The sequence below is a fragment of the Candidatus Cryosericum odellii genome (assembly GCF_003570935.1).
GTDB lineage: Bacteria > Caldisericota > Caldisericia > Cryosericales > Cryosericaceae > Cryosericum > Cryosericum odellii.
The window spans coordinates 1-5,926 of record NZ_QXIU01000089.1 but is presented as its reverse complement, the minus strand read 5'-3'; the positions used below and the strand labels follow the sequence as shown (position 1 = coordinate 5,926).

Genomic DNA, 5,926 nt, shown 5'->3' with positions numbered 1-5,926 from the left:
ATCTTCAGCGCTCGAAGCTATCTCGCCGGTTATCGGAAGATTCAGCTGCCACTGAAGCGCTGATTTAAGCAGCATGACTTCTCCGTGATCTACAACGCAGTCGCTTCCGTCGGAGGTCGTGGACATCTCGAGGTCTCGCCCGTCCTTTGTGTGGAATACCTTGATTCCATTGATAGTGCGTACCCCGATACCTTCTTTCGCAGCCAGATCTTCCAGATCATGGAGAGGATAAGTCGGTATATTTCTGAGGCGCGCGCCGAATTCGCCGACAACCTGGCGGATCGCATTGGCGTCCACCTTATCCCGAGAAGAGGCTACGCGCGCTCGATACAGAGAGTATCCGCCAGCAGCGACAACAAGTAGCAGGACTATGCCAATACCGACGAGCCTGACCAATCTAGGTGAATTCATGCCCTCCCCTTCCGAAGCAGCTTTGCCCTATCCGTCATCCATCTCCATGCTCTTCGAGGTAATACGACATACAACACGCTCAGCACGACACACAGCCAGAAGACGGGCAGGGCAAGAAATGAAGGAGTGATGAGCATAAGGAGAAAACAAGGCAGGATAGTCATAGACGCAAAAGGATATATCAATGTCAGGAGGGCACCGGACCGGTCAATCCCCTGCCAGCCTCTGCCGTCGATGCTCAAGTATGGGAGTCCGAGTACCTCTATGAGAGGAGACACTCGCGTAGTCGGATTCTGCTGGTTCTCTTGATTCAAGGAAGTGGATAAGGAGCTGTAGAGCTTCTTCTCATGGGATATCGTGGCGAAGAAATAAAATCCCCCGCTGAGCATGGTCATGAGTAGGAGAAGAGCGACGAACTTCCTCAGGAAAGGTCGTGCAACAGGCAAATGCCGCACAGCAATGATAACGACGACGGCTGCGACGACCGAGGACACTACGGTCGCGAGTACTGTGTCAACGATGGACAATAGGGAAGAACCGCTCCATGTCGACTTGAGCGTGGTAGTGTATGTAGTTCCCCTGAACACTGTCCAAAGAATGGCCCACCAGCCTACGACATTGCCAAGGATCAATCCGATCTGCGATGCGCGTGCACTTTCGTCGTTCATGTCCTCTCCTTCGCAACCAGGTTCCACAGACGCCACCGTGCGCAGAACCTCGGTTTCCATAGCCCTCGGCGCGCCGTATCCGTACGGCATCGCAGCGGAGATCATACCCTCCACTACAAGTGTAACGCGGTGGCGATGTTTTTGCTAACCCGCAGGACAGAAGGCCCAGAATACCAGAACTTCAAAGACTTTATTTCACCTGCGAGAACTTTGGTACATAAATTGGCCCCCCAATTTCTCATTCCAAGCGCACGCTCACGAAGGGGTATTGTAGCTGAAGCCTTCGAGCACTTCGCCCGTCTCAGCATCGAGGACGACATTCGTGTCTCCGAACACATACGGATCTCTGGTCGAAGGAATCTGTTTGCCACTGGCATCAATCATGCAGGAACCGGAGTGGAGCATGTGTACACCGTGAAAGGTCACGATCCAGACGGGGACGTCTTTCATGATCCTGGTTGTTCCAGGCAACGTCAAGGGAGATTCGCCCGGGCCTGCGGGGTAGTCGGAGAGACTCGTGTACATGGCCGTGATATGTTCTGCGTCCTTGGCGATCCTATCGCCGCCTACTTCGTGCCTCGCGATGGCAATGGCCGTGTCTTTGGTAACGCTCGGCACCCCGTCGAGGGGCTTGAGTTCTATGCCAAAATCCGCAATCTTCGAACGGAAATACTCCATATCGCTGTCCGAGAAAGAACTCTGAGAGGACCCGTCAGTATGGACAGCAGGTCGTGAGGTGTGAGCAAGAGCAACTGCTACACAACCACTGACTCCAAGCATTACTGCAATTACAACGACAAGTATCCGTCTACGCAAGGAAGGCCTCCCTAGTACCGTGTATCCCATATCTCCCACGTGGTATCGCCGGAGGAGATGTTGTTGGTCATTGTTGAAACCTCCATCTCGCCCCCTCTCATCTATATAACGGAGATCGTCCGAAATGTCCGAATCACCACGAATGTTCCACCAATACATGCTCCCATTGCGTTGCCCCATGAGGTGACACGTCCACAGCCTCCCAGCATGTCTGCGTGCTAATTGCTTGGCCAAGCAGCAGATGTGCCGTCGGCCGGTTCATTGCTGTGTTGCTTTGTGCACTGCCCGTGCATATGCTGGTAGTGGAGGTGGGAGTGGAACCCAATCTGGAGGAGAAAAGCGACCAGCAGTTGCTGATACTGGCACGGGAGGACTCGCGTGCGTTTGCAGTCCTATACGGCCGTCATCACCATCATATCTACTCCTATGCTCTGGGTATCCTGCACGACAGGGACCTGGCCGAGGACGTTGCCGAAGAGACATTTGCACGGCTCACCAGCCACCTTGGCTGGCTCGCCTCGACACACCGGCCTCTGCTGCCATGGCTATACTGCGTGGCACGCAACCGTGCGATGGACGAACTACGGAGGAGAAAACGAGAAGGACTGCTCGGCGTCACAGACATCGCGTGCAGCGACCCTGACGATGACACGGTGAAGAATATCGAAGCGCATTCCCCAGAAATTCTGAACGCTATCAGCTCGCTGAGCCCGTTTGAGTGTGCGTGTGTGACATTGCGCCATGTTCAGCGAATGGCGACGAAGGACGTTGCACGTGAACTGGGATGTCATCCACGTAAAGTGACAGCAGCACTCAATCATGCATATGGGTTTCTGCGCCGCAAACTTTCGGATATCTGACCTCATGTGCGTTATATAGGTGAGAGGCAACCTCATGCAAACAGATGACAGAGACATAGAGCACCTGCTGGAGACAACAGACTGGGAGCCGGCCGAGGATCATGCCCGCACCGAGGCATCGCTTGCACGCCTGATCGCCCGTCTGGACCAGCGGCGGCACAGAATGCGTGTGGTCGCACGGACATCCTGTACTTTGGGAATCGTTGTGCTCGTCATGGTTACAGGCACGGGCTGGTACCGTTGGACACGACCGATGGCAACGGCAGTCCACGAGACACAGACGATTCCCGCCGGCGTTGTACGCCTGGTCCCTGTAGAAGCAGACTCTGCTCCCCGTGCATTGCAGCGGGCGCTTGCCTCGCTGACCGGTCGCGATCCACGCGGGCTTCTGACGAGTGTCCGCGAGGTTGCCGGGACCAGCCTGTTGCGAGCCGAATTGGCGGGCGGGACCGGTCACCTGCTTCTGCTGCCGGGGCATGGCGTGGTCGGCATTGTCGCCTCGTCGTCACAATCGTCATCACTCACCGAAAGCGTTGTTCGTATCGCCCCTCGTGATGCACGTACGCTGACAGCGCAGGATCTGGCGACCGGTGAGGAAATCGCTTCACGCGATGTGAGTGTGGCAGCTCTAGGGCGGGTCGTCGAGGCACACCCTATGACTGCAGCAATCTATCAGCACGTAATTCCGTACCCTGGAGGCCAGCAAGGGAAACCAGCACTCCCGTATGACCCCACCAGGCTGGACCTCAGCAGTGGCTACGTACACCTGCACCGGGTTGTGACCGTTCCCATTGAGACTACGGGTTCACACACCGCAAGTCTTTCCGCGGTCGTCGACATCGACACACAGCGCGTCATCGCCATTGTGGACACGACCGGCATCTCGGGCGTCATCCTGACCGACGATCCTGGACCTCAGGTGGTGCTCTCAGAGCCATAGAGACACAACAGCAATGGACAGCACGGAACGTTTCGCCGTCCCGCTGGACGCTGAGCGCTGGCGTGGTACAATGCTCGGTGTAGTCAACCTTTGCGGGAGGAACACATGAGTGTACTGGAAGAAATACGGGCCAAGGCGAAGGCTCTGCACCGCACCGTCATTCTGCCCGAGGGCAATGAAGAGCGTACCCTGAAAGCAGCACAGATGCTGGTCGACGGCGGAATGGCCGACGTCATCCTTGTCGAGGACGAGACATCCATCCGCACCAACGCGACCCGCCTGGGCGTCGATCTGACCGGGGTGCAGATCGTGGATCCGAAGACATCACCCAAGGCGGCCGAGTTTGCCGCCCTGATCTATGAGAAGCGCAAGGCCAAGGGCATGACGTCCGAGAAAGCGGCCGAGCTGTCGGTCGACCCGATCTACTTCGCCACCTGCATGCTGGAAACCGGCATGGCACACGCGCTTGTGACTGGCGCGGTCCACAGCACCGGCGACATGCTGCGGCCTGCCTTGCAGATTCTCGGCACCGCACCTGGCTGCAAGACGGTCAGCTCCATGTTTCTCATGGTGATGCCCGACGGCAAGCTGCTGGGCTTTGGCGACTGTGCCATCATTCCTGACCCTACCGTCGACCAGCTGGCGGACGTCGCTATCGCTACTGCAAAGACATACAAGACCCTGACAGGCATCGAGCCCGCTGTCGCGATGCTGTCCTTCAGCACCAAGGGCTCTGCGGAACACGACATGGTCACCAAGGTCCGTGAGGCGACTGCACTGGCACACCAGAAGGCGCCCGATCTCCTGCTCGACGGCGAACTGCAGTTCGACGCCGCGTATGTGCCCTCCGTCGGTGAACGCAAGGCTCCGGGCAGCCCGGTCGCAGGCAAGGCAAACGTCTTCATTTTCCCCGAGCTCAACGCCGCCAACATTGGCTACAAGCTGGTCCAGCGGCTGGCGGGCGCTCAGGCTATCGGGCCCGTCTCGCAGGGTCTTGCCAAGCCGGCCAACGACCTTTCCCGCGGCTGCTCGCCCGAAGACATTCGCGACGTCTGCTGCATTGCGTTGCTGAACGCGTAGTTGCAGGGACTAGCTCATACGACATAGAAATCTGGGGCGGCCGTGTGCTGCCCTTTTCGTGATTCCGGAGGAATGAATGGAACAGAAGAAATTCATCACATATACAGCCGGTCACGCGCCAGTCAGAAAACAGCTTCTGCTGTTCTGGATCTTCTTCGTCATCGGGGCGTTTACCATCGGAGGTGGGTTCGCCATGATCCTCATGATGAAGCGCTATCTTGTCGACCAGTACCACTGGATCAAGGATGAGGAGTACTATGACATGCTGAGCATCAGCCAGGTCACGCCTGGCCCGATCGCTGTCAACATGGCCACATTTGTCGGCTACACGCAGGGCGGTGTCCTGGGGTCCGTCCTTGCCACACTGGGCGTCAGTATCCCAGCCGTGGCCGTCATCATCATCATCGCCGTCTTCTTCCCCGGCTTCAAGGACAACGTCTGGGTCCAGCGCTTCTTTGCCGGCGTTATCGTAGGCGTCGTCGCACAGATAGCCACCATTGTCCTCGACCTGGGGAAGCGGCAGAAATGGACTATTGTCTCCGCTGTCGTATGTGCAGCATCGCTCGGCATCCTGTTCTTCGTCCACCAGGTCAGCCCCATCTGGCTCATCCTGGTCGGAGGCCTGGTGGGCCTCGCCGTCGAGGCGTTCAAACCACATGAGGCAGCGCCGACCGCTGGGAAGAGGATGTCATGATCAGCTTCCTTGCCTTATTCGGCGTTTTCTTCAAGATAGGGATCTTCACGTTCGGCGGCGGACAGGCCATGATCCCGCTGCTGCAGAAAGAACTGGTCGTCAATCTGCTCTGGATTCCCATGAAGGAGTTTCTGGACTTCGTCGCCATCAGCGAGATCACTCCCGGCCCTGTTGCCATCAACATGGCGACCTTTGTGGGGTACAAGCTGCGCGGTCTCACCGGCGCGCTGGTCACGTCGCTGGGTGTCATCCTGCCCTCGTTCATCATCATCCTCATCATCGCGACCGTCGCACACACGTTCCGCACAAACCGCTGGGTCTCTGCGTTTCTCGACGGACTGCAACCAGTCGTGCTGGCCCTGCTCACCTATGCGATCTATTCCATCGCCAGGGGCGGGATCCCCGCGTGGTGGGGATACGTCGCAGCACTCGGCATTCTTTTGCTTATACTGAAGTA

The 5,926-nt window shown here is 57.4% G+C and carries 8 protein-coding genes; 5 read left to right on the top strand and 3 right to left on the bottom strand.

What is annotated here, in order from left to right; translation table 11 throughout:
- The 3 genes from SMC5_RS10625 to SMC5_RS03460 form a co-directional block, all read right to left on the bottom strand.
- Positions 1 to 411, bottom strand: a 411-nt coding sequence (locus SMC5_RS10625; RefSeq protein WP_165848953.1) for a hypothetical protein, incomplete at its 3' end; no start/stop codon positions are given.
- The gene (locus SMC5_RS03465; protein WP_126854924.1) at positions 408 to 1,079 is read right to left on the bottom strand and encodes a hypothetical protein; all 672 of its coding nucleotides are present in this window, start codon (positions 1,077 to 1,079) and stop codon (positions 408 to 410) included. The genes SMC5_RS10625 and SMC5_RS03465, both read right to left, overlap by 4 nt.
- A 255-nt stretch (positions 1,080 to 1,334) precedes the next feature.
- Positions 1,335 to 1,895, bottom strand: coding sequence for a hypothetical protein (locus SMC5_RS03460; protein ID WP_126869130.1), 561 nt, complete (start codon positions 1,893 to 1,895; stop codon positions 1,335 to 1,337).
- A 314-nt stretch (positions 1,896 to 2,209) separates the two neighbouring features.
- Between SMC5_RS03460 and SMC5_RS03455 the strand changes: the two genes are divergently transcribed.
- From SMC5_RS03455 to SMC5_RS03435, 5 genes are all read left to right on the top strand, one after another.
- The gene (locus SMC5_RS03455) at positions 2,210 to 2,755 is read left to right on the top strand and encodes an RNA polymerase sigma factor (RefSeq protein ID WP_165846208.1); all 546 of its coding nucleotides are present in this window, start codon (positions 2,210 to 2,212) and stop codon (positions 2,753 to 2,755) included.
- A 34-nt stretch (positions 2,756 to 2,789) separates the two neighbouring features.
- Positions 2,790 to 3,695: a hypothetical protein gene (locus SMC5_RS03450; RefSeq protein ID WP_119119600.1), complete on the top strand. Its 906-nt coding sequence runs from the start codon at positions 2,790 to 2,792 to the stop codon at positions 3,693 to 3,695.
- 105 nt (positions 3,696 to 3,800) lie between these two features.
- Positions 3,801 to 4,775, top strand: a complete 975-nt coding sequence (pta, locus tag SMC5_RS03445; protein WP_119119599.1) for a phosphate acetyltransferase — start codon at positions 3,801 to 3,803, stop codon at positions 4,773 to 4,775.
- Between the two features lie 76 nt (positions 4,776 to 4,851).
- Entirely contained in the window at positions 4,852 to 5,469 is a 618-nt protein-coding gene (locus SMC5_RS03440) for a chromate transporter (protein WP_119119598.1), read from the top strand.
- The coding region (locus SMC5_RS03435) for a chromate transporter (protein ID WP_133299155.1) at positions 5,466 to 5,926 on the top strand (461 nt) is incomplete at its 3' end. The genes SMC5_RS03440 and SMC5_RS03435, both read left to right, overlap by 4 nt.

Bases quoted from the DNA above. Each gene is read 5' to 3' on its own strand.
- SMC5_RS03465 (WP_126854924.1), bottom strand. From the start codon at position 1,079: ATGAACGACGAAAGTGCACGCGCATCGCAGATCGGATTGATCCTTGGC.
- SMC5_RS03450 (WP_119119600.1), top strand. From the start codon at position 2,790: ATGCAAACAGATGACAGAGACATAGAGCACCTGCTGGAGACAACAGAC.
- pta (WP_119119599.1), top strand. From the start codon at position 3,801: ATGAGTGTACTGGAAGAAATACGGGCCAAGGCGAAGGCTCTGCACCGC.
- SMC5_RS03440 (WP_119119598.1), top strand. From the start codon at position 4,852: ATGGAACAGAAGAAATTCATCACATATACAGCCGGTCACGCGCCAGTC.